This window comes from Streptomyces sp. CNZ287 (assembly GCF_007827615.1).
In genome coordinates, this window is the sequence record NZ_VISV01000003.1 from 157,066 (window position 1) to 182,016 (window position 24,951).

A 24,951-nucleotide genomic window follows, 5' to 3' on the forward strand; every position below is an offset into this window, starting at 1 on the left:
TTGACGGGGATCGGCTAGTCGAGACCGGCGAGCGACAGCAGCAGCGACTTCACGTCGGTCGCCGGTACGGGTCCCGAGGTCGCCCCCGGCCGGGTGGTGAGCAGCACGGGGCCGTCGCGCTCGTCGTCCGGGAGGCGGCCGTGGGTGCCGCGTACCGGGGCGGGGTCGAGTGGGACGACGGCCAGGCGGTAGCGCATCCCGGCCTTCTTGCGGGCGATCGCGGAGACGGCCCGCAGACGTACGTACGGGTCGGTGGGGTCCATGAAGAGCTCGGCGGGGTCGTAGCCGGGCTTGCGGTGGATCTCGACGAGCTGGGCGAAGTCCGGGGCACGGGCGTCGTCGAGCCAGTAGTAGTACGTGAACCAGGCGTCCGGCTCCGCCACCGCGACCAGTTCGCCGGCGCGCGGGTGGTCCAGGCCGTGGGCCTTCTTGCCGGAGTCGGAGAGCACGTCGGCGACGCCGGGCAGCTTGGTGAGGATCTCCCGGGTGGCCTCGACGTCGGCCGGGTCGCGGACGTAGACGTGCGCGATCTGGTGGTCGGAGACCGCGAAGGCGCGCGACGCCCACGGGTCCAGGTACTCCATCCCGTCCTGCGTGTAGACCTCCAGCAGCCCGGCCTTGCGCAGTGCGCGGTTGACGTCCACGGGCGTGGTCGCCTGCGTGATGCCGTACTCCGAGAGCACCACGGTCTCCGCGTCCGCCGCCCTGGCGTCCGCCAGCAGCGGCGCCAGCGCGTCGTCCAGCTCGCGCGCGGCGGCGTGCGAGCGCGGGTCGTCGGGGCCGTAGCGCTGGAGGTCGTAGTCGAGGTGCGGGAGGTAGACGAGGGTGAGGTCGGGGCTGTACGCGTCGAGGATGTGCCGCGAGGCGTCGATGATCCACTGCGAGGAGACGATGCTCGCCGTCGGGCCCCAGTAGTTGAAGAGGGGGAACGTGCCGAAGGCGGCGGTCAGTTCGTCGTGCAGCTCCGGCGGCCGGGTGTAGCAGTCGGGCTCCTTGCGGCCGTCGGCGTAGTAGATGGGGCGCGGGGTGACGATGTAGTCGGTGTCCATGCCCATCGCGTACCACCAGCCGACGTTGGCCACGGTGTAGCCGGGGTACGCGCGCCGGGCGGCCTCCCACAGCTTGTCGCCGCCGACGAGCGCGTTGTGCTGGCGCCACAGGAAGACCTCGCCCAGCTCGCGGAAGTACCAGCCGTTGGCGACGATCCCGTGCTCCGCCGGCGGTGCGCCGGTGAGGATCGTCGACTGCACGGTGCAGGTGACGGCCGGCAGCGGCGGCGTCAGCGCGCTCTTCGAGCCGGCGTCGGCCAGCGCGCGCAGGTTCGGCATGTGGTCGAGGAGGCGCGGCGTGAGGCCGACGACGTCGACGACGACCAGCCGCTTCGGGGGCGTCATGGCAGCTCCTTCAGGCCGAGCGAGGTGAGCAGGTCGCGGGCGACGGACAGTTCGGCGGCGATGCCGTCGGCGAGCTGTGCGCGGCTGCGCGGCCGCAGGTGTGCGGGCAGAGCCTGCCAGGTGTACGTCTCCACTTCCAGGTGTCTCGTCAGCGGCGCCGGGCCGCCGACGAGGCGCGCCAGGGTCTCCTCGAGCACCGGCGTCGTCGCCGTCAGCGGCGGCTCCAGCGGCGCGTGCAGCGGTACGTGGAAGTGGGCGCGCCACGGGCCGTCGTCGGGGAGGCCGCCGGCCAGGGCCTCGTCGAGGTCGTCGGTGGCCCGTACGGTGCCGTCGGCGGCGCGGATCCGGGTCTGGTGCAGGAACCGCGGCTCCGCGAAGGCGGCCAGCGCGGTCCGTACTCCGGGATCCGCGGGCCGGTCGGCTACCAGGGCCGCGGAGAGCTGGGACTTGACGATGGGCAGGCCCGCGCCCGTGATGCCGGCGATGGCGGTGGCCGGGTCCTCGAAGGACGTGGCCAGATGGCAGGTGTCGACGCAGACGCCGATACGCTCCGGCGGCGGGGCGCCCTCAGCGGTGAGCGCGGCGACGGCGTCGGCGGTGGTCTCGACGGTGCAGCCGGGCTCCGGCTCCAGGCCGACGCGGATGGAGCGGCCGGTCAGCTCCTCGATGGCGTCGAGGCGCGCGGCCAGGGTGCCGAGTGCCGTCAGCGACGCCTTGCGGGCGGCGTCGTCGAAGTCGGTGCGCCAGGCGAGCGGGAGGGTGGAGATGGTGCCCTCGGTGACGTCGTCGGGCAGCAGCGCGGCGAGCAGCCGGGCCAGCTCGACGGTGTGGTCCAGGCGCTCGGGCTCCGTCCAGTCGGGGCGGTAGACGCGGTACTTGACGACCTCGTCGCCGAACCCCTGGTACGGGAAGCCGTTGAGGGTCACGGCCTCCAGGCCGCGCTCGTCGAGCGCCTTCCTCAGCCGGCGCAGCGCGGCGGGGTCGGAGCCGAGGGTGCGGACGGCGTCGCGCGCGAGCCACAGGCCGATGCCCAGCCGGTCGCGGCCGAGGCGGCGGCGCACCGGCTCGGCGTGGTCGCGCAGTTGCGCCATCACCCCGTCGAGATCCTCGGCGGGGTGCACGTTGGTGCAGTACGCGAGATGGACGAGGGAGCCGTCGGGGTGTCGGAACCGCATGGGTCAGCTCCCCCCTCGCAGGATGGAGTTCCCTTCGTACGTGGCGCCGCCGGCCTCGGGCTTCTCCGGCTCCAGCTCCAGCCGGCCGCTCTGGCCGTAGAACTCCACCGGGTTCTGCCAGAGCACCTTGTCGACGTCGGCGTCGGTGAAGCCGGCGGCGAGCATGGCGTCGGCGGTCTTGCGGGTCTTCAGCGGGTCGCTCTTGCCCCAGTCGGCTGCGGAGTTGACGAGCATCCGCTCGGTGCCGTATTCGCGCAGGATGCGGACCATGCGGTCCTCGTCCATCTTGGTGTCGGGGTAGATGGAGAAGGCCGCCCAGCAGCCGCTGTCCCGGGCGGCGGCCACCGTCGTCTCGTTGAGGTGGTCGAGGATCACGCGCTCGGGCGCCAGCCTGGACTCGCGGACGACGTCGAGCGTACGGGCCAGGCCCGCGGCCTTGTCGCGGTGCGGCGTGTGCACCATGGCGGGCAGCCCGTGGTCGGCGGCCAGCTCCAACTGGGCGGCCAGCGCGTGGTCCTCCTCGGGGGTCATCGAGTCGTAGCCGATCTCGCCGACGGCGACGACGTGGTCCTTCAGCAGGTAGCGCGGCAGCTCGTCCAGGACCGGCAGGAGGCGCGGGTCGTTGGCCTCCTTGGGGTTGAGGGCGAGCGTGCAGTGGTGCGCGATGCCGTACTGGGCGGCGCGGAACGGCTCCCAGCCGAGCAGCGAGTCGAAGTAGTCGTAGAAGCTCTCCGGGGAGGTGCGGGGCTGCCCCAGCCAGAAGGAGGGCTCGACGAGGGCGCGCACGCCCGCGTCGTACATCGCGGCGTAGTCATCGGTCGTGCGGGACGTCATGTGGATGTGCGGGTCGAAGATGCGCATCACACCTCCTTGCGGGTCAGGGCGAGGATCCGGTCGAGGTCCGCCGGCACGGCGCGGCCGGCGGCCGTCCGCTCGCGGGCGTAGTCGTCGAGCATGCGGGCGAGTTCGCCGTCACCCGCGGCGCGGTCGGCGAGGCCCGCGATCTCGTCGGCGGGCACGCCGGTGAACAGGCACTTGAGGACGGCCTGCCGCCAGGCGTGGTCGCCCAGGTGCTCGGCGGCGTACGGGCCGAGGGCGGCGGCGACCAGGCGGGTGTCGTTGGTCCGCAGCGCGTCCTCGATCAGCGGTACGGCGCCGGGGCCGAGGCCCAGGTGCGGCAGGGCACGCAGCACGGCCCGGCGTTCGGCGGCGTCCCCGCGGTCGTAGACGCGGGTGGCGACCTGCTCGTCGGCGCGGGCGGCGTGCAGGATCAGCACGCGCACGGCGTCGGCGGCCCCGGCGCCGGCGCGGCGGCGCGCGGCGGCGAAGTGGGCCTCCCAGGCGAGCAGTCCCGCGCTGGGACCCGGGGTGCCGGCGGCGGCGTCGGCGAGGGCGGCGGTGAGCCATTCGCGGGCCTCGGGCGCGAGACCGGCCTCGACCGACGCGCGCAGGGCGGCGACCGTCGCGGCCGCCGGGGCGGAGGCGGCGGGTGCGGCGGGGTCGGTAGCGGGTGCGGCGGGGTCGGGGGTCACCACTGCGCGGCTCCTTTCACTCGGGTCACGGATGCGGCGCGCGGCGCGCGGGTCCCGGCGTGCCGCGCGGCCCCGGCGTGCCGGCGGGCCCCGGGCGGCCGCGCGGCGGTGGTGGCGGGCACGTGCGGGAGGCCGGGTTCGTACGGGAGGCCGGGTTCGTACGGGAGGCCGGGTTCGTACGGGAGGCTCAGCACGGCACCGGCCCCCTCGCCCGCGCCTCTTCCTCCGCCGCGCGCAGGAAGCGGATGGAACTGCTCGCCAGCTCGGGGCCGGCGTGCGAGTGCCGGGGCAGCTCGACGCTGATCAGGCCCTGGTAGCCGGTGGTCTGCAGGGCTTCGAGCACCGAGGGGAAGCCGATCTCGCCCTCGCCGAAGGGCAGGTGCTCGTGCACGCCCCGGCACATGTCCTCGATCTGCACGTGCGCGAGCCAGGGCGCGGCGGACCGTACGCAGTCGGCGGGCAGCGCCTCCTCCAGACACTGGCAGTGCCCGATGTCGAGGGTCAGCGCCAGCGCCGGCGGGTCGTCCAGCTCCCCGCGCAGCCGGTGGAAACCGGCGAGGTCGTACAGCAGATGGCCGGGCTCCGGCTCGATGGCCAGCGGCACGCCGGCGGCGTCCGCGGCCTGGAGCACCGGGATCAGTTCCTCGCCCAGCCGCTTCCAGGCGTCCGGCTCGGAGACCCCGTACGGGCGCGTGCCGCTGAAGCAGTGCACGGCGTTGGCGCCCAGCTCGGCGGCGACGTTCACGGCGGTGCGCAGCAGCCGGGAGCGTACGGCGCGGGCCTCGGGGTCGGGGTCGAGCAGGGTGGGGTGGTGCTTGCGGCGCGGGTCGAGGACGTAGCGGGCGCCGGTCTCGATGGTCACCGCGAGCCCGTGCCGCGCCAGCAGCCGCCGCACGGTGGCCGTGCGGGCGGGGAGGTCGGGCGCGAGGGGGTCGAGGTGCATGTGGTCGAGGGTGAGCGCGATGCCGTCGTAGCCGAGGTCGGCGAGGAGCGCGACGGCGTCGGTCAGCCGCAGGTCGGTGAGGCCGTTGGTGCCGTAGGCCAGGCGGAGCCGGCTCATGTGGGGCTCACCTTCCGCGCGAGCCGGCGGGCGACGGGCACGAGGGCCAGCAGCGCGGCGGCGCTGCCGGGCGCGCCGGCACGGGCGGCGAGAGCGGACTGCAGCGGGATCATGGCGCGGATGCCGCCGCCGACGGCGCGCTGGGTGAGCTGCGGGCTGGGGTTGAGCGCGGCGTGCAGGTACGGGCGGACGGCGGTGGCGGCGTACGCGCCGGCGAGGAGGTCGCCGGGGGTGAGCGCCAGCCGGGGTCCGCCGGGTGGCGGGGCGCCGTCCGCCCGGGGGTGCGGATCCGGCTGCGGATGCGGGTCGTTGCCGCGGCGCAGGGTGGCGGCGACGGCGGTGGTGACGGCGAGGCCGACGAGCGGGACGGCCGTGGACCCGCCCTCGACCTCGCGGCGGGAGACGACGGTGACCGCGTAGGTGTGGACGCCGAGGAGCACGGCGGCGGCGAGCGGTCCGTCCGCCCAGCCGTCGCCGCCCTGGAGGTGGCGCAGGGCGGACGAGGAGGTGCCGGCCGGCGGCGCGGCCCCGCGGCCCGCGCGGGCCTGGGTGGCCGCGGCGCCGAGGAGCAGGTCCAGGGTGCGGGCGGCGGCCATCGCGGCGGGGCCCGCAGGGGTGTTCTTCAGCTTCAGGTCGTACGCCCACACCGCCCCCGCGAGCGCGGTGGCGAGCGCGAGCGGCCGGCGGCCCGCGGCGGCGGCCAGACCGAGGCTCGCCGCGGTCAGGGCGGCGGCAGCGGCCAGGGCGGCGCGGGGGGTGATCCGGCCGGAGGGCAGCGGGCGGTGCGGGCGCTCGACGGCGTCGACGTCGCGGTCGGCGTAGTCGTTGAGCGCCATGCCCGCCTCGTAGAGGCAGAGGGAGGAGCCGATGGCCAGCGCGGTGCCGCGGTTGGGCCGCAGCCCGGCGGCGGCGGCACCGGCGAGGGCGTCGCCGGGGACGGTGAACAGCGCGGAGACGCGGAGCAGTTCGACCCAGGCGCGCGTCTGCGCGGCAGGGGACGCGGGCTGCTTGCGCCCCTGGGCGCTGCGCGCCTGCGGCTCGATCGGCCCGGCGGTACGCGGCCGGCGCAGCACGGCGCCGGGGACGGCGGCGGCGAGCAGCGCCACTCCCCCGGCCACGGCGGCGGCGGGCCCGCGGCCCGGCGGAGCGGCGGCGACGTCCCGCCGTACCCGCGCGGCCACCCCCGCGGCGGCCGCACCCAGCAGGACCCCGGAGACGGCGGCGACGGGCGCGGCCCGCCGGCGCCGGACGGCGGCTCCCGCGCCCAGCGCGAGCAGCCGCATGCCGCCCCGCCGTCGCACCCGCTGCGCCGCGCTCATCGCGCGACCCGCAGGCGCTCCGCGACCGACAGCAGTTCCCGCCACTGGTCGGCGAGCCCGGGCGGGCCGCCGTCCGGGTCCTTGAAGAAGAAGCCGAGGCCCGGCACGGGGCCCGACATCCCGGTCTCGTGGGCGCGGGCGACGATCCGGACCAGGTCGAGGACGAGCGGCGCGGCGAGCGCGGAGTCGCAGCCCTGCCAGATGGTCTGGAGCACCATGCGGGTGCCGAGGAAGCCGTCGAAGACGACGTGGTCCCAGGCGGTCTTCCAGTCGCCGAGGGCGGGGACGTCGTCGATGTGCACCTCGCCGTCGACGCCGCCGCCGAGGGAGTCGACGAGCACCCGCTCCTTGCCGACGTTCTTGGCCGCCGCGGCGGCCGGGTCGCCGGCGAGGTTGGCGCCGTCGCCGCCGCCGAGGAGGTTGGTGCCGGACCAGGCCCGTACCTCCAGCGCGCGCTGGAGGAACATCGGCGCCAGCACGGAGCGCAGCAGGGTCTGGCCGGTCTTGCCGTCGCGGCCGGCATACGGCAGGCCGGAGGCGGCGGCGAGCTCGCGCAGCCGCGGGTGGTGCATGCCGGTGGAGGGGGTGAAGTTGACGTACGCACAGCCGGCCTTCAGGGCGGCGGCGGCGTAGCAGGACGAGGCGGGCAGCGCGTCGCCGGCGGCGACCGGCTCGGTGGAGGCGACGTTGACGACGACGGCGCGCGCGAGGTTGCGGCGGCGGACGAAGTCGGTGATGTCGGCCGCGTAGGAGTCGATCAGCGCCTCCTCGTCGTACGGTTCGCCGGGCTCCGGGCCGCCGTTCCTTATCTCCTCGTCGGCGGCGGCCAGTTCGGCGGCGACGGCGGTGGGCAGCCCGTGCGGGAGTACGCCGCCGGCGGCGAGTTCGTCGGCGCGCTTGGGCAGCGGGGTGCAGGCCACGTCGTGGCCGCCGAAGACCAGCCGGGCGGGCGCCGGCAGCCCGCAGTCGGCGAACGGCGCGGTCTCGGTGACCATGCCGGCCGCGGGGTGGAGTCCGGCGGCCAGGGCGGCGCAGCCGGTGATCACGGTCGTGGCGACGGAGCCGCGGGCGCCGATGAGCCAGACGCCGGTATCGGCCGTCGCCGGGTTCGCCGGTTGCGGCGCTGTGTCTTGTCTGTGGACCGTCACGGCTGCTGCCTCCCACGTGTGTTCAGTTCAGATACACGGTGCGCCCGTGGGCGGGAGGCGTCGTGACCTCCCGCCCACGGCGTTCACGGGAGATCCTTCACCAGGATGTTGCGGAACGACACCTGGTCGTCCGCACCGTGGTTCTGGATCCCGATGTGTCCGTCCGCAAGGCTGCGGGCGGGGTCGGTGTTCGTGAAGTCGTTGATCTTCACGTCGTTGAGCCAGATCTGCAGGCGCTCGCCCTCGACGCGGAGTTCGAAGGTGTTCCACTCGCCGGGCGGGTTGAGCGCCTCGTCGCGCGCGGCGATGTCGGCGGACTGGAAGCCGTAGACGGCGCCCGTGGTCCGGTCCGGGGAGTCGGTGGCGTCGATCTGGATCTCGTAGCCGTTGTTCACGGCCGACCAGGGGTCGTCGGAGGGCGGGAACCCGATGAAGACGCCGGAGTTGTCGTCGCCCTCCATGCGCCAGTCGAGCTTGAGGGAGTACGAACCGAACTGCCTGGCCTCGTACCACAGCATGCCCATGCCGCCCTCCGAGGTCAGGATGCCGTCCTCCAGGCGGAACGAGCCCGGCCCGGCCTGCTTCCAGCCCTCGGTGGAAGTGCCGTCGAAGATCGGAGTGTAGTCGCTCTCGGCAGAACTGCAGTCCGATTCGACGGCCCCGGCGGCGTACTGGATGCCGCCGAGCAGATGGGCGCGGAACTCGGGCTCCGCGTACGACTCCTTGGTGTGGCCACCGCCGGTGTAGAAGGACCGGCCGCTCTCGTACGTCTGGCACCAGGCGATGGGGTGGTCCCCGCTCATGTTCCCGCCGGTGTACGAGCTCTCGTCGAGGCTGGCCAGCACACGGACGTTCCCGCGGGGGTTGGTGCGGTAGTTGTACCACTCGTCGAATCGCACCCAGTCCTCGCCCAGGTGGGCGGTGGCGGGGTGGTCGTGGTCCTCGACCTTGACCGTGGCGGTCTGGTTGTGCGGGTGCGAGTGGAAGTACGCGCCGACGAGGCCGCCGTAGAACGGCCAGTCGTACTCGGTGTCGGCGGCGGCGTGCACGCCGACGTAGCCGCCGCCCGCGCGCACGTAGTCCTCGAAGGCCCGCTGCTGCTTGGCGTCGAGCACGTCACCGGTGGTGGAGAGGAAGACGACCGCGTCGTACTGCTGGAGGGTGCCGGGCGTGAACACGCCGGCGTTCTCGGTGGTGTCGACGGTGAAGCCGTTGTCGGCGCCGAGCTGCTTGATGGTCTCGATGCCGTCGGGGATGGAGTCGTGGCGGAAGCCGGCGGTCTTGGAGAAGACGAGCACGTGCTCGCCCTCCGCCTTCTTCGCCGGCTTCTCGGCGACCGCGGACGTGCTCATGGCCAGGGTGGTCAGTACGACCGCCGCCGTCGCGAGTGCGAGGCGTCCGGGAGCTTTCACAGTGCGCTCCTTGAGGGTCTCGTCGGGTGGGACGCCCCGCCGGCCGGAGCCGGCGGGGCGGTGGGGGGAGCTATCCGGTGGTGAGGGTGAAGTCGTCGACGTCGAACAGCGGGTCCGTACTGCTGCCGGCGAAGACGAGGTAGAGCTTCGTGGTGCCGTCCGGGGCGCCCGACAGGGTCGCCGTGACGTCCTGGAACGTGTCCCATCCGCCGGTGACCGGCACCTCGGTGGAGCCGAGGAGCGTCCCGTCGGGGGCACCCGCGCGCACCTCCAGGGTGCCGCCGGCGCCGGCGGAGGAGATCCGGGCGGTGAGCCCGGTGACGTCGGACAGGACCCAGGGCTCGAAGGCGATCCAGTCGCCGGCGTGGATGTCGCCGACCGTCTTGCCGCCGTTGGCCGCCGGCTTGCTCTGCGGCGCGACGCCCTGGGATCCGTCGTAGTGCTCGGCCTGGCGGTGCTTGGGCTGCAGCTTGGCCTGGTCGGTCCCGGTCAGGGCGCCCTGGCCGCCGCCTCCGCCGTCGGTGTACGTGGCGGTGAGGCCGCCGTAGAGGTTGGCGTTGGGGTCGTGCTCGCCGTCCGCTGCGGTCTTCAGGGTGCCGCTGCAGCCGTTGGCGCTGGTCATCTCGTGGCCGTGGGAGTCGTGGCCGAGGATGTAGGCGACCCGGACCTTACCGCAGTCGACGCTCTCGTCCTCCGGGTCGGCGACGGTGACCTCGAAGGGCACGTCGTCGCCGAAGGAGAAGGACTGGCCGTCCCGCGGCAGGTCCAGGGTGACGGTGGGCGCGGTGTTGCCGACGGTGATCTGCACGTTGGCGCTGCCGGTGAGGCCGTCGGGGTCGGTGGCGGTGAGGGTGACGTTGTACGTGCCGTTCTCCGCGTACGTGTGCGCGGGGTCGGCCTGGTCGGAGGTGGCGCCGTCGCCGAAGTCCCAGGAGTACGTCAGCTCGGTGCTGTCGGGGTCGGTGGTGCCGGCGGAGGAGAACTGCACGGCCAGGGGCGCCTGCCCGGAGGTCTTGTCGGCGCTCGCCTCGGCGACCGGCGAGGCGCCGCCGGTCATGTTCTCGATGCGGTAGAGGGCGGAGTTCTCGTCGCCGCCGAAGTAGCCGGTGCCGTAGTCGAGGACGTAGAGGGCGCCGTCGGGGCCGAAGTCCATGTCCATGACCTGGGTGCCGGACCAGGGGAAGTCGTTGATGGCGGCGACGGTGCCGTCGCCGCCCTGCTCGATCCGCTTGATCCACTTGCGGCCGAACTCGCCGGCGAAGAAGTTCCCTTCGTACTCTGCGGGGAAGGCGACCGCGGAGCCGTCGTCGACCTCGTCCCGGCGGTAGACGGGCCCGCCCATCGGGGACTCGGAGCCGTTGCCGAACTCGGGGACGGAGTTGCCGTCGTAGGGGATCCACGCGGGCTGGGCGGGGGGCAGTTCCGTCAGGCCGGTGTTGTGCGGCGAGTCGTTGACGGGCGCGCCGCAGTCGAAGGCCGCCCCGGAGGCGCCGGAGCCGAAGTCGTAGTCCTTGTACGCGTCGTTGTCGCCGGTGCAGTACGGCCAGCCGAAGTTGCCCGCCTCGGTGATACGGGCGAACTCGACCTGCCCTGCGGGCCCGCGGGTGTCGCCGGCGGTACCGGCGTCGGGGCCGTAGTCGCCGACGTAGACGGTGCCGGTGGGCTTGTCGACGCTGAGCCGGAACGGGTTGCGGAAGCCCATGGCGTAGATCTCGGGGCGCGTCTTCTCGGTGCCGGGCGCGAAGAGGTTGCCGTCCGGGATGTCGTACGAGCCGTCGGCGTTGACCTTGATCCGCAGGACCTTGCCGCGCAGGTCGTTGGTGTTGCCGGCGGAGCGCTGGGCGTCGAACGCGGGGTTGCGCGTGGCGCGTTCGTCGATGGGCGTGTAGCCGTCGGAGGCGAACGGGTTGGTGTCGTCGCCGGTGGAGAGGTACAGGTTGCCCTGGGCGTCGAAGTCGATGTCGCCGCCGGTGTGGCAGCACAGGCCGCGGGAGGCGGGCACGTCCAGGACCGCCTTCTCGCTGCCGGTGTCGAGGGTGCCGTCGTCCTTCAGGACGAAGCGGGAGAGCCGGTTGACGCCGTCGAAGGGCGCGAAGTCGGCGGCGCTGCCGTCCGACGGGGCGTCGCCCGCGGGGGTGTCCAGGGGCGGGGCGTAGTAGAGGTAGACGAACCGGTTCTGCGCGAAGCCCGGGTCGACTCCGACGCCTTGCAGGCCCTCCTCGTCGTGGTTGTACACGGCGAGCTTGCCCGCGATCTTCGTCGTACCGGCGGCGTCCGTGAGCCGTACCGTGCCGTCGCGCGAGGTGTGCAGCACGGACCGGTCGGGGAGCACCGCCATGGTCATCGGCTCGCCCATCTCGGGCTCGCCCTTGGCCAGCGTCACCTGCTGGAACTCCGCCGCGGCCGGGGCCTCGTGGTCCTCGCCCGGGTGCGCGGCGCCGGTGGCGGACGTGCCCAGCACGAGGGCCGGCGCGGCCAGCAGGGCCGTCACCGTCCTCGTGAGCGTTCTCCGGATCCTTCTGGTGTGCACCTGATCTCTCCTGCCGAGAGTGGGGGGTTTATGTCAGGGACATCACAGGAACGTAACCGCCTTTTGCAGGATAGAGAAGCCCTTTGACAGGACTTCAGTTATCTTCATCCTTGATAAGGACAAAGTGACCCCCGGACATGCCGGAGCGGCCCGGCGGCGGGTGCCGCCGCCGGGCTGCGCTCCGCGCCGCTGCGGCGTCAGTCGCCCCCGAAGGCGGCGTCGAACGACGTCTGCGGAGGCTCGAAGTCGAGCGCCTTGAGCGACCGCAGCGCCTCCGGCGCGCCCTGCAGCCGGTCCATGCCGGCGTCCTCCCACTCCACCGAGATGGGCCCCGCGTAATCGATCGAGCGGAGCATCCGGAAGACGTCCTCCCACGGCACGTCGCCGTGGCCGGCCGAGACGAAGTCCCAGCCGCGGCGCGGGTCGCCCCAGGGCAGGTGCGAGCCGAGCCGGCCGTTGCGGCCGTCGAGCCGCTTGCGGGCCTCCTTGCAGTCCACGTGGTAGATGCGGTCCTTGAAGTCCCACAGGAACCCGACCGGGTCGAGGTCCTGCCAGACGAAGTGGCTGGGGTCGAAGTTCAGCCCGAAGGCGGGCCGGTGGCCGACCGCCTCCATCGCCCGGTGCGTCGTCCAGTAGTCGTACGCGATCTCGGACGGGTGCACCTCGTGTGCGAAGCGCACGCCCTCGGCGTCGAACACGTCGAGGATCGGGTTCCAGCGGTCGGCGAAGTCCTGGTAGCCGCGCTCGATCATGTGCGGCGGGACCGGCGGGAACATCGCCACCAGATGCCAGATCGACGAGCCGGTGAAGCCGACGACGGTGTCGACGCCGAAGGCCGCCGCCGCCCGCGCGGTGTCGGCGATCTCGGCGGCGGCCCGCTGCCGGACGCCCTCGGGCTCGCCGTCGCCCCAGATCCGGGCCGGGAGGATGGCCTGGTGGCGCTCGTCGATGGGGTGGTCGCAGACCGCCTGGCCCACCAGGTGGTTGGAGATGGCCCAGCACTTCAGGCCGTACTTCTCCAGCAACTGGTGGCGGCCGTCGAGGTAGCCGGGCTCGTTCAGGGCCTTGTCCACCTCGAAGTGGTCGCCCCAGCAGGCGAGTTCGAGGCCGTCGTAGCCGAAGTCGCGGGCCAGCCGGCAGACCTCCTCCAGGGGGAGGTCCGCCCACTGGCCGGTGAAGAGGGTGAAGTTCCGGGGCATCGTGTGCTGCCTCTTTCTCCGGAGTGCCTCCGGGGGTGGTCGGCTGATCCGGGTGGGGTCAGGTGGCTTGGCCGGCTTGCACCACGGGCGTGAAGACGGCGTTCTTCTCCGCGCTCTCCTCCACGGCCGCCAGCACCCGCTGGACCTGCAGCCCGTCCGCGAAGGACGGCGCGGGCTGCGCGCCGGTGGCGACGGCGTGGACGAGGTCGCGGACCTGGTGCACGAAGGTGTGCTCGTACCCGAGGCCGTGGCCCGGCGGCCACCACGCCTCCAGGTACGGGTGCTCCGGCTCCGTGACCAGGACCCGCCGGAAGCCGGCGGTCTCGGCCGGCTCCGCGTGGTCGTGCAACTGCAGCTCGTTCAGCCGCTCCAGGTCGAAGGAGAGCGAGCCGTGTTCGCCGTTCAGCTCCACCGACAGGGCGTTCTTGCGGCCCGCGGCCATCCGGCTGACCTCGAAGGACGCCAGCGCACCCGAGGCCAACCGGCCGGTGAACAGGGCGGCGTCGTCCACCGTGACCGGACCGCGCTCGCCGCCGCCGGCCGCCGCGCCGGAGAGCCCCGCCGCCGCCGACGGCAGCGGCCGTTCCTTCACGAACGTCTCGGTCTGCGCCGAGACGCCCACCAGCGGCTCGCCGGTGAGGAACTGCGCGAGGTCGACGATGTGCGCGCCGAGGTCGCCGAGCGCCCCGGAGCCCGCCTTCTCCTTCTGCATCCGCCAGGCGAGCGGAAACTCCGGGTCGACGAGCCAGTCCTGCAGGTACGTCACACGCACGTGCCGCAGCGCACCCAGCCGGCCGCGGGCGATCAGCTCGCGCGCGTACGCCAGGGCCGGCACCCGGCGGTAGTTGAAGCCGACCATGGCGAGCTGCCCGCGCTCCCGCGCCCGCGCCGCGGCGTCGACCATCGCCTCGGCCTCGGCGACGGTGTTGGCGAGCGGCTTCTCGCACAGCACGTGCTTGCCCGCCTCCAGCGCGGCGATGGCGATCTCCGCGTGGCTGTCGCCCGGCGTGCAGACGTCGACGAGCTGCACGTCGTCCCGGGTGATGAGCCGGCGCCAGTCGGTCTCCGCGGCGGCCCAGCCCATCTTGCGGGCCGCCGTGGCCACCTTGTCCTCGTCGCGGCCGCAGATCGCGGCCATGACGGGAGTCAGCGGAAGGTCGAAGACCCGGGCGGCGGTCCGCCAGCCCTGCGAATGGGCCGCCCCCATGAACGCGTAGCCGACCATGCCGACGCCGAGCGCGGGTGCGGTCGTGTCGTGGGACATAGAACTCCTTGTCAGTAGGCTGCTTCCGGCGCGCCGCAGCGGTCGTTCCGGCAGTTCCGGGCGTGCGGCTCCTGGCGCTGGATTCCCGTCAGTTGAAGCCGGTCGGCAGGTACTGGTCGATGTTGTCCTTGCTCACGACGGCGGAGTACAACGTGATCGACGCCGGGATCTCGAACTCGGCCATGCCCGAGACGCCCTTCTGCTGGCCGAGGGCGCGCGCGAGGTCGATCGCGGACGCGGCCATCGTCGGCGGGTACAGGACGGTGGCCTTGATCACCGAGTCGTCGGCCTTGATGGAGTCCATCACGGCCTTGGAACCGGCGCCGCCGACCATGATGAACTCGTCGCGGCCCGACTGGTCGATGGCGCGTTTGACGCCGACGCCCTGGTCGTCGTCGTGGTTCCAGATGGCGTCGAACTCCGGCACGGCCTGGAGCAGGTCGGACATCTTGCGCTGGCCCGACTCGACGGTGAACTCGGCGGCCTGCCTGGCCACCTTCTCAATGTTGGGGTAGTTCTTCAGCGCGTCGTCGAAGCCCTTCGTACGCTGCTGGGTCAGCTCCAGGTTGTCGAGCCCGGCCAGCTCCACGACCTTCGCGTTGCTCTTGCCCTTGAGCTGCTCGCCGATGAACCGGCCGGCGTTCAGGCCCATGCCGTAGTTGTCGCCGCCGATCCAGCAGCGGTACGCCTGCGGGCTGTTGAAGATCCGGTCCAGGTTGACGACGGGGATGCCGGCCCGCATGGCCTTCAGCCCCGCCTGCGTCATCGCCTTGCCGTCGGCCGGGAGGATGACGAGGACGTCGACCTTCTTGTTGATCAGCGAGTCGACCTGGCCTATCTGGGTGGCCGTGTCGTTCGAGCCCTCGGTGATGTCGAGGGTGACGTCCTCGTACTTCTCCGCGCGCGAGCGCGCGTTGTCGTTGATGGCGTTGAGCCAGCCGTGGTCGGCCTCGGGGCCGGCGAAGCCGATGGTGACCGGCTTGCCCGGCTTGTCGTCCGAGACGTTTGCCTGCTGCTGCTCGGAGCCGCCCTCGTCGTCGCTGTCGTCATTGCTGGTGCAACTGGTGAGGAAGGCGGCAGCCGAGACACCGGCGGCGCCGAAGAGCATGTTTCTCCGGCTGAAAGGCGATTCTGGCATGTGAGTACGACCCTTCATTGCGTCGAGGATTTACGCGAAGTGTGGTGCTGGATAAGGACGGCGGCGACGATGATCGCGCCCTTGGCGATCTTCTGTACGTCGCTTTGCACGTTGTTGAGCGCGAAGAGGTTGGTAATGGTGGTGAAGACGACCACGCCCAGCACCGAGCCGGTGATGGTGCCCCGGCCGCCGCTGAGCAGGGTGCCGCCGATGATCGCGGCCGCGATGGCGTCCAGTTCGTACAGGTTGCCGTTGGTGTTCTGGCCGGAGCCCGCGAGCACGATGAGCATGAACGCCGCGATGCCGCAGCAGAGCCCGGACAGGCCGTACAGCAGCAGGCGCTGGCGCTTGATGTCGATGCCGGCGAGCCGGGCGGCCTCGGGGTTGCCGCCGACCGCCACGGTGCGGCGGCCGAAGGTGGTGCGGTTGAGCAGCACCCAGCCCAGGGCGGCGACGCCGAGGAAGATGAGGACCAGGTACGGGATGCCGAGGATGCGGGCGTCCGCGTTCCCGAGGTCCAGCACCGCGTCGACCTCGACGATCTGCGTCTGGCCGTCGCTCATCTGCTCGGCGAAGCCGCGCGCGGAGGCGAGCATGGCCAGCGTGGCGATGAACGGCACGAGGCTGCCGTACGCGATGAGGACGCCGTTGACCAGGCCGCAGCCTATGCCGACGGCTATGGCGCAGAAGAGCATGCCCGTCAGGCCGTAGTCCTGCGTCGCCTGCGTCGTCGCCCAGACCGAGGCGAGGGCGACGATCGCACCGACCGACAGGTCGATGCCGCCGCCGATGATGACCAGCGTCACGCCGATGGTGACGACGCCGATCGCCGACGACTGGGTGAGGATCAGCCGGAAGTTGTCGACGTCCAGGAACTGGTCGGGCTTGGTGAGGGCGCCGACCGCGACCAGCAGGCCGAGCACGCCGACCAGCGCCAGGAGTCTGAAGTCCAGACGGCTGTGCCAGTCGGCGGCGTTGCCGTTCCCCTGAGGCTTCTCCGGCGCCGGGGCGGAGAGCGAGTCCGATTTGCTCAACACTTACGAGGTCCCTTCCATGACGAGGTCGAGCACCCGGTGCTCGTCGAGATCCCGGGCCGGGGCGGTGTGCACGACCCGGCCCTCGCGGAGTACGAGGACGCGGTCGGCGAGGCCGAGGACCTCGGGGAGTTCGCTGGAGACGAGCAGGACCGCGACGCCTTCGTCGGCGAGCCTGCGGATGAGCGCGTACAACTCGGCGCGGGCGCCGACGTCCACGCCGCGGGTGGGCTCGTCCAGCAGCAGCACCCGGCAGTCGCGCAGCAGCCAGCGCGCGAGCACGGCCTTCTGCTGGTTGCCCCCGGAGAGCGTGCGGACGAGGGCGTCGGGGTTGTCGGGACGCAGCGAGAGGTCGCGTACCGCCTGCCGGGCCGCGGCCCGCTCCCCCGACCGGTCCAGCCAGCCGCCGGTGGAGAAGCGGGTGAGCGAGGAGATGGAGACGTTGCGGCTGACGGACTCCGTCATGAGCAGCGCCTGCGACTTGCGCTCCTCGGGGGCCAGCCCGATGCCCGCCTTGACGGCGGCGGTGACGCTCCCGGGGCGCAGCGGGCGGCCGTCGACGAGCACCCGGCCGGCGGTCGGCTTGCGGGCGCCGAAGACGGTCTCCAGGATCTCCGAGCGGCCGGAGCCGACGAGGCCCGCGAGCCCGACGATCTCGCCGGGGGCGAGCTTGAGGTCCACCGGCGCGAACTCGCCCTGCCTGGCGAGCCCTTCGAGGGTGAGCACGGGATCCTTGCCCGCGCCGGGCGCCTCGGGCCGCTCGGGAAAGACGTGCGCGACGTTGCGGCCGGTCATCAGGGTGACGATCTCGTTGGTCGACGTGCTCTGCGCGGGCAGCCCGCGGGCGACGGCGCGGCCGTCCTTGAGCACGGTGACGCGGTCGCCTATCCGGCGGATCTCCTCCAGCCGGTGGGAGATGTAGATGACGGCGACGCCCTGCTCGGTGAGGTCGGCGACGATCCGGAAGAGGTTGTCGACCTCGTCGGGGTCGAGCGCGGCGGACGGCTCGTCCATGACGATGAGCTTCACGTCGTGGGAGAGCGCGCGGGCCATGGAGACGACCTGCTGGCCGGCGGCGGAGAGGTCGCCGACGATGGTGGACGCGGAGATCTCCGGGTGGCCGAGCCGGGCCAGCAGGTCCTGGGCGGCGCTGTGCGCCTCGCGGGCCTTGATGAACCCGCCGGAGGAGCGCTCGTGGCCGAGGAAGACGTTCTCCGCCACCGACAGGTGCATCACCAGGTCGAGTTCCTGGTAGATGGTGGCGATGCCCAGCCGCATGGCGGCGACCGGCGACTTCAGCGCGGTCTCGTCGCCCTGCCAGACGATGGTGCCGTCGTCGGGCTGGTGGGCGCCGGCGAGGACCTTGATGAGGGTGGACTTGCCGGCGCCGTTCTGGCCGAGCAGGCAGTGCACCTCGCCGGCCACGACGTCGAGGTCGACGCCGTCGAGCGCGCGGACGCCGGGGAAGGACTTGGTGATCCCCGTCATGGTGAGCAGGGGTGTGGCGGGGGTGGGCGGCGTATCTGACGTAGGCGCCATGTACGGATCTCCTCGGCGGTGCTCCGACTGCGGCTGCGCAGGGGCAGGTTGGGCAGGGCGGAGCGCAAACGGGCGGGTTCACCGGGCGGTGCGGGTGGTGCGGTGGAGTGGTCGGAGGGCAGCGGCGTGGTGCGGGGGCCTGCGCGGGTGGTGCCACGGTCGGCCGGGGGTGCTGCGGGAGTTGCGGGTGCTGCGGAGTGGTGCGGGTGGTGCTCTCGGTGCCTGTGGTGCTGGGGTGGTGCGGTGGGTCGGGCCCGGGGTGGTGCGGGCCGTACGGGTGGTGCGCGGATGTCCGCGCCCGGCGTCAGGCGGGCGAGAACAGGTGGTCGCTGGTGAGCCGGGCGGCGCCGATCACCCCCGCGGTGGGGCCCAGCTCGCCGAGCACGATGGGGAGGTTGCCGGTCGCCAGGGGCAGCGACTGGCGGTAGACCTGGGTGCGGATGGCGGCGAGGAGCGTGTGACCGAGGCCGGTGACGCCGCCGCCGATGACCACGAGACCGGGGTTGAAGAAGCTGACCAGTCCTGCGATGACCTGGCCGGTACGGGTGCCGCCCTCGCGGATGAGGTCCAGCGCGACCGCGTCGCCCGCGGTCGCCGCCGCGGCGACGTCCTTGGCCTCCAGCTCGCCGGTCTCCTCCAGCCGGGCGGCCAACTGCGCGGACCGGCCCTCGCGGGCGGCGTTCTCGGCGTCCCGGGCGAGGGCGTAACCGCCGAAGTACGCCTCCAGGCAGCCGCGGTTACCGCAGGCGCACGGGCGCCCGTCCACCTCCACCTGGATGTGGCCGATGTCGCCGGCGCTGCCGTTCGTCCCGCGGTAGACCTCGCCGCCGACGAGGATGCCGCAGCCGATGCCGGTGCCGATCTTGACGTAGAGGAAGTCCCGTACGGCACGGGCGACACCGGCGTGCTGCTCGCCCTGGGCCATGATGTTCACGTCGTTGTCGACCATGACGGGGCAGCCCAGCTCCTGGCTGAGCGCCTCGCGGACCGGGAAGCCGTCCCAGCCGGGCATGATCGGCGGCGCGACCGGCACACCCTCGGGGAAGCGGACGGGACCCGGGACGCCGATGCCGGCGCCGTCGAACCCCTCCGCCACCCCGGAGGCGCGGAGCTTGGCCGCCATCGCCAGCGCCTGCTCGAAGACCGCTACCGGGCCCTCGCGCACGTCCATGGGCTGGGTCAGATGACCGAGCACCTCCAGCTCCGCGTTGGTGACCGCCACGTCGATGGAGGTGGCGCCGATGTCGACGCCGAGGAAGCGCAGCGAGGGCGCGAGGCGGATGTTGTGCGACCTGCGTCCGCCCCGTGAGGCGGCGAGGCCGTCGGCGACCACGAGCCCGGTCTGCAGCAGCCGGTCGATCTCGACCGCCAGCTTGGACCGGGACAGTTCCACCTGATCGCCGAGCTGCGCCCGGGAGTTCGGCCCGCCGTCACGCAGCAGGCGGAGCAGTCGCGCCTGGTGCGCGTTCGCGGGCCGAGCTGTCATGCGCCTCACGCCACTCCTCCCCGGCCTCGCGTACGTCGTTCTCGTACGCCGTTGTCGGCTTTCCGAGGGAAACGTAGCAGTGCTTCGCCACCGAGGGAAGAAGTTCTGCAGGAATCGGTATCTACTTTCTCCACCATCAGGACAAAGATGGGGTCGCCATCGGCGGCGTACGCTGACCGGCATGGGTCGGGTGACGGTGCGGCGTCCGGTGGTGCGGGTGCGCGGGGGGCGGGTGGACCGGCGGGCGGACACGCTGGTGGCGGAGGAGCCGCTGGAGATCCGTCTGGGGGGCCGGGCGCTGGCGATCACGATGCGGACGCCGGGTGACGACTTCGCACTGGCGGCGGGGTTCCTGGTCAGCGAGGGGGTGGTGGCCGAGGGCCGGGAGCTGGCCGGGATCACGTACTGCGCGGGGGCGGTGGACGGCGCGGAGGGCGGCAACACGTACAACGTGGTGGACGTGCGCCTGGCCGCGGGCGTGGTGGTGCCGGACATCACACTGGCGCGGAACGTCTATACGACGTCGTCGTGCGGGCTGTGCGGGAAGGCGAGCCTGGACGCGGTCCGTACGACGACGCGCTGGCCTCCCGGCGACGAGGGCATGCGTCTCGCGCCCGGGATCCTGGCCGCGCTGCCGGACCGGCTGCGGGCCGGGCAGCGGGTCTTCGACCGCACCGGAGGGCTCCACGCCGCCGCCCTGTTCACCGAGGGCGGGGAGCTGATCGACCTGCGTGAGGACGTGGGCCGGCACAACGCCGTCGACAAGCTGATCGGCCGGGCCCTGCAACAGGACCGCCTCCCGCTCTCCGGCACCGTGCTGATGGTCTCCGGTCGCGCCTCCTTCGAACTGGCCCAGAAGGCGGCGATGGCCGGCATCCCCGTCCTGGCCGCCGTCTCAGCGCCCTCCTCCCTGGCCGTCGACCTCGCCGCCGAGACCGGCATGACGCTGGTCGGCTTCCTGCGCGGGGACACCATGAACGTGTACGCAGGCGACCACCGCATCGTGCTCTGACGCACCCCGGGCGGGCGGGTAGACAGTGTCCACCCGCATGGTAGACACTGTCCACCATGACCGCGGACACCCGCGCGCGCCTGCTGGAGGCCGCGCTCGAACTGCTCGACGAGCGAGGCGTCGACGCCCTCACCCTGCGCGCCATCGCCCGCCGCTGCGGCGTCTCGCACGGCGCCCCGCTCAAGCACTTCCCGCACCGCGCGGCGCTGCTGTCGGCCGTGGCCACCCAGGGCTTCCGCGAGTTGCAGGACTGGGCGGGCGAGGCGCTGGCGAAGCTGCCGGCGGACGCGAGCCCGGCCCGGCGGCTGCGCACGGGCACGCGCGCGTACGTGGAGTACGCCGTGGCCCGGCCCGAGATGTTCGCGCTGATGTTCCGCCGCGACCTGCTCGATCCGCAGGACCGCGAGCTGGGCCGCGCCGCGCTCGGCGGCTTCGAGAACCTCGTCCGTCTCGTCGAGGCCCGGCAGGCCGAGGGCTGGCGGGCCGACGCGGACCCGCGGCTGCTCACCGGCGCACTGTGGTCCGCCCTGCACGGCACCGCCGAGCTGTGGTCCTGGGGCTCCCTGCCGCTGGCGACCGGCGCGGCGACCATCGACGACGTACTCGACGGCCTCTGCGAGGCGTTCGAGATCGGCCCACCCACCGCACGACGAAAGCGAAGCACGCCATGACCACCACCCCTCCCCCGGACTTCGACCGGGAGACCGCCGTCCACGCGCGGCCGGACGAGTCCGGCACGTACGACACGGACCTGCCCGGCGCGTGGAAGGTCGGCCAGGGCATCAACGGCGGCGTGCTGCTCGCGGTCACCGCCCGCGCGCTGGCCGCCGAACTCGGCACCCCCCGCGACGACCGCCCCGGCCACCCGGACCCGCTGTCCGTCTCCGCGTACTACCTCTCCACGGCCACCGCGGGGCCGGCGGTCGTCCGCACCGAGACCATCCGCCGCGGCAACTCCGTCTCCCACGGGGGCGCGGAACTCCTCCAGCAGGAGGACCCCGCCGCCGACCCGGCCACCCGGCTGCGCGTCCTGGCGGCCTACGGCACCCTCGCCGACCAGCCCGACGACGTCAGGACCTCCGCGAAGCCCCCGGCGCTGGCGCCGGTGGAGCAGTGCATAGGCAGTGACGCCGCCCCGCCGGAGTTCCGCGCGGAGTCCCCGATGCTCACCCGCGCCGACCTCCGCCTGGACCCGTCCTGCGTGGGCTGGGCGGTCGGCGCGCCGTCGGGCCGGGGCGAGATGAAGGGCTGGTTCCGCCTGCCGGAGGACCGCGACCCGGACCCGATGCTGCTGCTGATGGCCGTGGACGTGCTGCCCCCGGTGAGCTTCGACCTGGGCGTGATCGGCTGGGCCCCGACGCTGGAACTGACGGCCCACGTACGCGCCAGCCCGGCACCGGGCTGGCTCCGGGTGATCCACACGACCCGCAACGTCGCGGGGGGCCACATGGAGGAGGACGCGGAGATCTGGGACTCGGCGGACCGCCTGGTGGCCCAGTCCCGCCAACTGGCCCGCCTCCCCAGGCAGTCCTGACCGGGGCCCGCCCGCTCCCGCCGGAGATCGCCGCCCGAGCCGGGCGGTTTCGGCGCGCTGCTCCCCGTGGGAAGGCGTGAAGCCCGTTCGGGGGCCGGGGAGTCGGTGCCGGCCTTCGTCCGGTCCCGCCCTGCACTCCCGCCATGTCCGCCGGCCCGGGGCGGGGTTGACACAGTGCATCATGTCCATGACTGTCGAGCCTTCGGCGACGTGCATCCGTTCCGGGGGCGCAACGCCGACGACAGGCCGCCGACACGGAGGTACGTGGATGGGGGAGCCGACGTTCGGACTCCTGGGGCCGCTGCGCGTGTGGGCGGGAGGCGTCCCCATCCGGATCGGGGGGCCGAAGCCGAGGGCGGCGCTCGCCACGCTGCTGCTCCAGCCCGGTCGCTTCGTCTCCGTGGACGTGCTGACGGAGGTGCTGTGGCCGGGCGGGGCGCCCCCGTCGGCCGTGGCCAACGTCCGTACGTACGTGCGCAACCTGCGCCGGGCGCTGTCCGCCGCGGGGATCTCCGCCGCGGGGCTGCGGACGGAGCCGTCCGGCTACGCATTCGACGTCGCGCCTGACGACGTCGACATGCTGCTCTTCGAGCGCCGCCTGGACCGGGCTCGCGCGGCCCGCGACCGGGGCGACGACGTCGCCGCGCTGCGCGACTACGAGACGGCGCTCGGCCTCTGGCGCGGCGGCGTACTGCAGGACGTACCGGCCAGCGTGGTCTGGGACCCCGGCGTCACCAGGCTGGAGGAGCTGCGCGCGACCGCGGTCGACGAGTGCCTCGGGGTCCGGCTGCGGCTGCGGGACTACGCGCTCCTCCTCGCCGAGTTGCGCTCCCGGCTCACCGAGGATCCGCTCCGGGAGGACCTGTGGCGGATGCTCGTACGGGCGCTGCACGACTCGGGCCGTACGACCGAGGCCCGCTCCGCCTACGCCGAGGCCGAGCGCGTCCTGGCCGCCGAACTCGGCACCGAGCCGAGCAGGCCGCTGCGGGCGGTCGGCGAGGAGGTCAACGGCTACGCCGGGCGGCGCCCCGCGGTGGCGGTCACGCCCGTGTACCAGTTACCCATGGACGTACCGGACTTCACCGGCCGGACGGCGGAGATCGCCGCACTGGAGAAGCTGCTGTCGGCGGCCGACCGGCGACCGGTCGTCGTGGCGATGTCGGGGCCGCCGGGGTCGGGGAAGTCCGCGCTGGCGGTGCACGTGGCGCACCGGGCCCGGGCGGCGTTCCCCGACGGCCAGCTCTTCGTCGACCTCGGCGGGCTGAGCGACCGGCCGCGCGACCCCGCCGACGTCCTGGCCGAGATGCTGCGCGGCCTCGGTGTCGTCGACAGCACCGTCCCCGCCGAGCGGAGCGAACGGGCCGCGCTGCTCCGCTCGCGTCTGGCGCAGCGGCGCTTCCTCATCGTTCTCGACGACGCGGCCGACGGCGCGCAGGTACGCCCCCTGCTGCCCGGCACCGGAGGCTCGGCCGTGCTCGTCAGCTCGCGCCGCCGGATGCCCGATCTGCCGGCGCACCACTTCTCGCTCGGCGAGCTGAAGCAGGAAGAGGCCCGCGCCCTGCTGGGCACCGTCGCCGGCCCCGACCGGCTGGTCACCGACGCGGCCGGGGCGGACCGGGTGCTCGCCGGCTGCGGCTCGCTGCCGCTGGCCGTACGGATCGCGGGGTCGCGGCTGGCGAGCCGGCGGTCCTGGACCGCGGCGACGCTGGCCGATCTCTTACAGGACGAGCGCGGGCGGCTCGACCAACTGCAGGCGGGCGAGCTGGAGGTGCGGGCGAGCGCGGAGCTGAGCTACCGGCACCTGCCGGAGGCCGCGGCCACGGCCTTCCGCGCCTTCGGCGGGCTGCCGGCCGAGCCGGTGGGCGGCTGGCTCGTGGCCGTCGCCATGGGCGGCGCCGCCGACGGCGAAACCACCGCAGAAGCGCTGGCCACCCTGGCCGACAGGCATCTGATCGAGGCCGTGGGGACCGACGGACTCGGGCTGCCGCGCTACCGCATGCACGACCTGCTGCGCTGCTACGCGCGCGAGCTGGCGGACGCGGACACCTTCACGGTGCGCCGGCGGCAGCAGCTCCGTATCGTCGACGCCCTGACCGCACTCGCGCGGAGTGCGAACGCGGCCATGCCCACGCGGTTCCTCGGCGTGTTCGGTGCGGCGGCCCAGCCGGCCGGGGCGGGCGCGGAGATCGCGCGGGCCGTGCGGGCGGCGCCCGTCGAGTGGTTCGAGACCGAACGCCGGATCCTCGTCGCCACGGTGGAGTCCGCGCTGCGGCTCGGCCGGGTCGCGCAGGCCGCCGACCTCGCGCTGGAGCTGGCGAGCTTCTTCGACCTGCGCGGCTACTACGGCGACTGGCTGCGTACGCACCAACTGGTGCTCGACGCGATACCGGCCCCGTCGGACGCGCGGGCCGCGGCGCTGCTCCGTAACATCGGGCAACTCCACCTCTACCGCGACCGCTACGCCGACGCGCTCGACTCCTTCGTCTGGGCACGCGCGATCTTCGCCGCGGTCGGGCACCCCGCCGGCGAGGCGATGGCGGCGGCGGGCGAGGGATCCGTACACCGGATCCTGGGCGACCTCGACGCGGCGCTGGCGACGTTCACCGACACGCTGCGCGGCTTCCGGGAGGCCGGCGACCGGCACGGCGAGGCGGTCGCGTGCAACGCGATCGCCTCCGTCTGGCTGGAGCGCGGGAACCCGCGCGCCGCGGCGTCGTGGCTGGACGGAGCGCTGGAGCTGGCCCGGGACCTCGGCGACCGCCACCGCGAGGCGCAGGTCCGCCGCCGTATCGCCGTGCTGCACGATCTGCGCGGCGAACCGGACCTGGCACGGGCGGAGCTGGAACGGGCCCTGGACATCTTCGGCGACCTCGCCGACACGCACTGCGCCGCCTACGTGCAGGAGAGCATCGGCGAACTGTGCCTGCGCCGCGGCAACGCGGGCGAGGCGTCGGCGCTGCTGGCCGACGCGCTCGCCGTGCAGCGGCAGTTGGGCGACCGGCGCGCGGAGGCGAGCCTCGCCTGCCTCCTCGGTGAGCTGCACCGCGCGACGGGCAGGGAGCAGACCGCGCGGCACTACTTCCACCGCTCCCTGTCCACCTGGCGGCGGCTGGAGCAGCACGACCGGGCCGAGGTGGTCCACGCGAAGCTGCGGACGCTGCGCTCCGGCCCGTAA

19 protein-coding genes are annotated in these 24,951 nt (G+C 73.4%); 4 read left to right on the top strand and 15 right to left on the bottom strand.

Translation table 11 applies throughout. The features are described 5' to 3' along the window. Positions 1 to 14: 14 nt before the first annotated feature. The 15 genes from FB457_RS08250 to FB457_RS08320 form a co-directional block, all read right to left on the bottom strand. Positions 15 to 1,394 carry an alkaline phosphatase family protein gene (locus tag FB457_RS08250; protein ID WP_047018835.1) on the bottom strand — a complete coding sequence of 460 codons (1,380 nt, stop codon included), beginning with the start codon at positions 1,392 to 1,394 and terminating at the stop codon, positions 15 to 17. Then, entirely contained in the window at positions 1,391 to 2,569 is a 1,179-nt protein-coding gene (eboE, locus tag FB457_RS08255; protein ID WP_047018834.1) for a metabolite traffic protein EboE, read from the bottom strand. The genes FB457_RS08250 and eboE overlap by 4 nt, the downstream gene beginning before the upstream one ends. Positions 2,570 to 2,572: 3 nt before the next feature. Next, on the bottom strand, positions 2,573 to 3,430 hold the full coding sequence (locus FB457_RS08260) for a TatD family hydrolase (protein ID WP_047018833.1): 858 nt from the start codon (positions 3,428 to 3,430) through the stop codon (positions 2,573 to 2,575). After that, entirely contained in the window at positions 3,430 to 4,104 is a 675-nt protein-coding gene (locus FB457_RS08265) for an EboA domain-containing protein (RefSeq protein ID WP_047018832.1), read from the bottom strand. Before FB457_RS08265 ends, FB457_RS08260 begins: the two co-directional genes overlap by 1 nt. Positions 4,105 to 4,288: 184 nt before the next feature. Continuing rightward, positions 4,289 to 5,161, bottom strand: coding sequence for a sugar phosphate isomerase/epimerase family protein (locus FB457_RS08270; protein WP_145781384.1), 873 nt, complete (start codon positions 5,159 to 5,161; stop codon positions 4,289 to 4,291). Next, positions 5,158 to 6,480: a UbiA family prenyltransferase gene (locus FB457_RS08275; protein ID WP_486588960.1), complete on the bottom strand. Its 1,323-nt coding sequence runs from the start codon at positions 6,478 to 6,480 to the stop codon at positions 5,158 to 5,160. The genes FB457_RS08270 and FB457_RS08275 overlap by 4 nt, the downstream gene beginning before the upstream one ends. Continuing rightward, positions 6,477 to 7,628, bottom strand: coding sequence for an inositol-3-phosphate synthase (locus tag FB457_RS08280; RefSeq protein ID WP_145781385.1), 1,152 nt, complete (start codon positions 7,626 to 7,628; stop codon positions 6,477 to 6,479). The genes FB457_RS08275 and FB457_RS08280 overlap by 4 nt, the downstream gene beginning before the upstream one ends. A gap of 83 nt (positions 7,629 to 7,711) precedes the next feature. Further along, positions 7,712 to 9,040, bottom strand: a complete 1,329-nt coding sequence (locus FB457_RS08285) for a ThuA domain-containing protein (RefSeq protein ID WP_078898494.1) — start codon at positions 9,038 to 9,040, stop codon at positions 7,712 to 7,714. Positions 9,041 to 9,110: 70 nt separating this feature from the next. Continuing rightward, positions 9,111 to 11,570, bottom strand: coding sequence for a PQQ-dependent sugar dehydrogenase (locus FB457_RS08290; protein ID WP_145781387.1), 2,460 nt, complete (start codon positions 11,568 to 11,570; stop codon positions 9,111 to 9,113). 197 nt (positions 11,571 to 11,767) lie between these two features. Beyond that, a complete protein-coding gene (locus FB457_RS08295) occupies positions 11,768 to 12,769 on the bottom strand; it encodes a sugar phosphate isomerase/epimerase family protein (protein WP_047018826.1) in 1,002 nt (333 codons plus the stop codon). A gap of 58 nt (positions 12,770 to 12,827) precedes the next feature. Continuing rightward, complete coding sequence (locus FB457_RS08300; protein ID WP_047018825.1) at positions 12,828 to 14,033, bottom strand: Gfo/Idh/MocA family protein; 1,206 nt, start codon at positions 14,031 to 14,033, stop codon at positions 12,828 to 12,830. An 88-nt stretch (positions 14,034 to 14,121) separates the two neighbouring features. Then, positions 14,122 to 15,189 carry a substrate-binding domain-containing protein gene (locus tag FB457_RS08305; RefSeq protein ID WP_486588961.1) on the bottom strand — a complete coding sequence of 356 codons (1,068 nt, stop codon included), beginning with the start codon at positions 15,187 to 15,189 and terminating at the stop codon, positions 14,122 to 14,124. Then, entirely contained in the window at positions 15,186 to 16,208 is a 1,023-nt protein-coding gene (locus tag FB457_RS08310) for an ABC transporter permease (protein ID WP_047018823.1), read from the bottom strand. The genes FB457_RS08305 and FB457_RS08310 overlap by 4 nt, the downstream gene beginning before the upstream one ends. Next, positions 16,209 to 17,744, bottom strand: coding sequence for a sugar ABC transporter ATP-binding protein (locus tag FB457_RS08315; RefSeq protein WP_047018822.1), 1,536 nt, complete (start codon positions 17,742 to 17,744; stop codon positions 16,209 to 16,211). Positions 17,745 to 18,048: 304 nt separating this feature from the next. Further along, positions 18,049 to 19,230 carry an ROK family transcriptional regulator gene (locus tag FB457_RS08320; protein WP_047018821.1) on the bottom strand — a complete coding sequence of 394 codons (1,182 nt, stop codon included), beginning with the start codon at positions 19,228 to 19,230 and terminating at the stop codon, positions 18,049 to 18,051. A 181-nt stretch (positions 19,231 to 19,411) separates the two neighbouring features. Here FB457_RS08320 and fdhD point away from each other — a divergent pair, with 181 nt between their 5' ends. The 4 genes from fdhD to FB457_RS08340 all read left to right on the top strand — a co-directional run bounded on the left by fdhD (position 19,412) and on the right by FB457_RS08340 (position 24,951). Further along, on the top strand, positions 19,412 to 20,242 hold the full coding sequence (gene fdhD, locus FB457_RS08325) for a formate dehydrogenase accessory sulfurtransferase FdhD (RefSeq protein ID WP_047018820.1): 831 nt from the start codon (positions 19,412 to 19,414) through the stop codon (positions 20,240 to 20,242). A gap of 56 nt (positions 20,243 to 20,298) precedes the next feature. After that, positions 20,299 to 20,913, top strand: a complete 615-nt coding sequence (locus tag FB457_RS08330) for a TetR/AcrR family transcriptional regulator (RefSeq protein ID WP_047018819.1) — start codon at positions 20,299 to 20,301, stop codon at positions 20,911 to 20,913. Beyond that, positions 20,910 to 21,776 carry a thioesterase family protein gene (locus FB457_RS08335; protein ID WP_047018818.1) on the top strand — a complete coding sequence of 289 codons (867 nt, stop codon included), beginning with the start codon at positions 20,910 to 20,912 and terminating at the stop codon, positions 21,774 to 21,776. Before FB457_RS08330 ends, FB457_RS08335 begins: the two co-directional genes overlap by 4 nt. Positions 21,777 to 22,044: 268 nt before the next feature. Continuing rightward, positions 22,045 to 24,951: a BTAD domain-containing putative transcriptional regulator gene (locus tag FB457_RS08340; RefSeq protein WP_145781389.1), complete on the top strand. Its 2,907-nt coding sequence runs from the start codon at positions 22,045 to 22,047 to the stop codon at positions 24,949 to 24,951.

Excerpts from the sequence above, each read along its gene's own strand:
- FB457_RS08250 (WP_047018835.1), bottom strand. The coding sequence starts at position 1,394 with ATGACGCCCCCGAAGCGGCTGGTCGTCGTCGACGTCGTCGGCCTCACG.
- eboE (WP_047018834.1), bottom strand. The coding sequence starts at position 2,569 with ATGCGGTTCCGACACCCCGACGGCTCCCTCGTCCATCTCGCGTACTGC.
- FB457_RS08260 (WP_047018833.1), bottom strand. The coding sequence starts at position 3,430 with ATGCGCATCTTCGACCCGCACATCCACATGACGTCCCGCACGACCGAT.
- FB457_RS08270 (WP_145781384.1), bottom strand. The coding sequence starts at position 5,161 with ATGAGCCGGCTCCGCCTGGCCTACGGCACCAACGGCCTCACCGACCTG.
- FB457_RS08275 (WP_486588960.1), bottom strand. The coding sequence starts at position 6,480 with ATGAGCGCGGCGCAGCGGGTGCGACGGCGGGGCGGCATGCGGCTGCTC.
- FB457_RS08295 (WP_047018826.1), bottom strand. The coding sequence starts at position 12,769 with ATGCCCCGGAACTTCACCCTCTTCACCGGCCAGTGGGCGGACCTCCCC.
- FB457_RS08300 (WP_047018825.1), bottom strand. The coding sequence starts at position 14,033 with ATGTCCCACGACACGACCGCACCCGCGCTCGGCGTCGGCATGGTCGGC.
- FB457_RS08305 (WP_486588961.1), bottom strand. The coding sequence starts at position 15,189 with ATGAAGGGTCGTACTCACATGCCAGAATCGCCTTTCAGCCGGAGAAAC.
- FB457_RS08315 (WP_047018822.1), bottom strand. The coding sequence starts at position 17,744 with ATGGCGCCTACGTCAGATACGCCGCCCACCCCCGCCACACCCCTGCTC.
- FB457_RS08320 (WP_047018821.1), bottom strand. The coding sequence starts at position 19,230 with ATGACAGCTCGGCCCGCGAACGCGCACCAGGCGCGACTGCTCCGCCTG.
- fdhD (WP_047018820.1), top strand. The coding sequence starts at position 19,412 with ATGGGTCGGGTGACGGTGCGGCGTCCGGTGGTGCGGGTGCGCGGGGGG.
- FB457_RS08330 (WP_047018819.1), top strand. The coding sequence starts at position 20,299 with ATGACCGCGGACACCCGCGCGCGCCTGCTGGAGGCCGCGCTCGAACTG.
- FB457_RS08335 (WP_047018818.1), top strand. The coding sequence starts at position 20,910 with ATGACCACCACCCCTCCCCCGGACTTCGACCGGGAGACCGCCGTCCAC.
- FB457_RS08340 (WP_145781389.1), top strand. The coding sequence starts at position 22,045 with ATGGGGGAGCCGACGTTCGGACTCCTGGGGCCGCTGCGCGTGTGGGCG.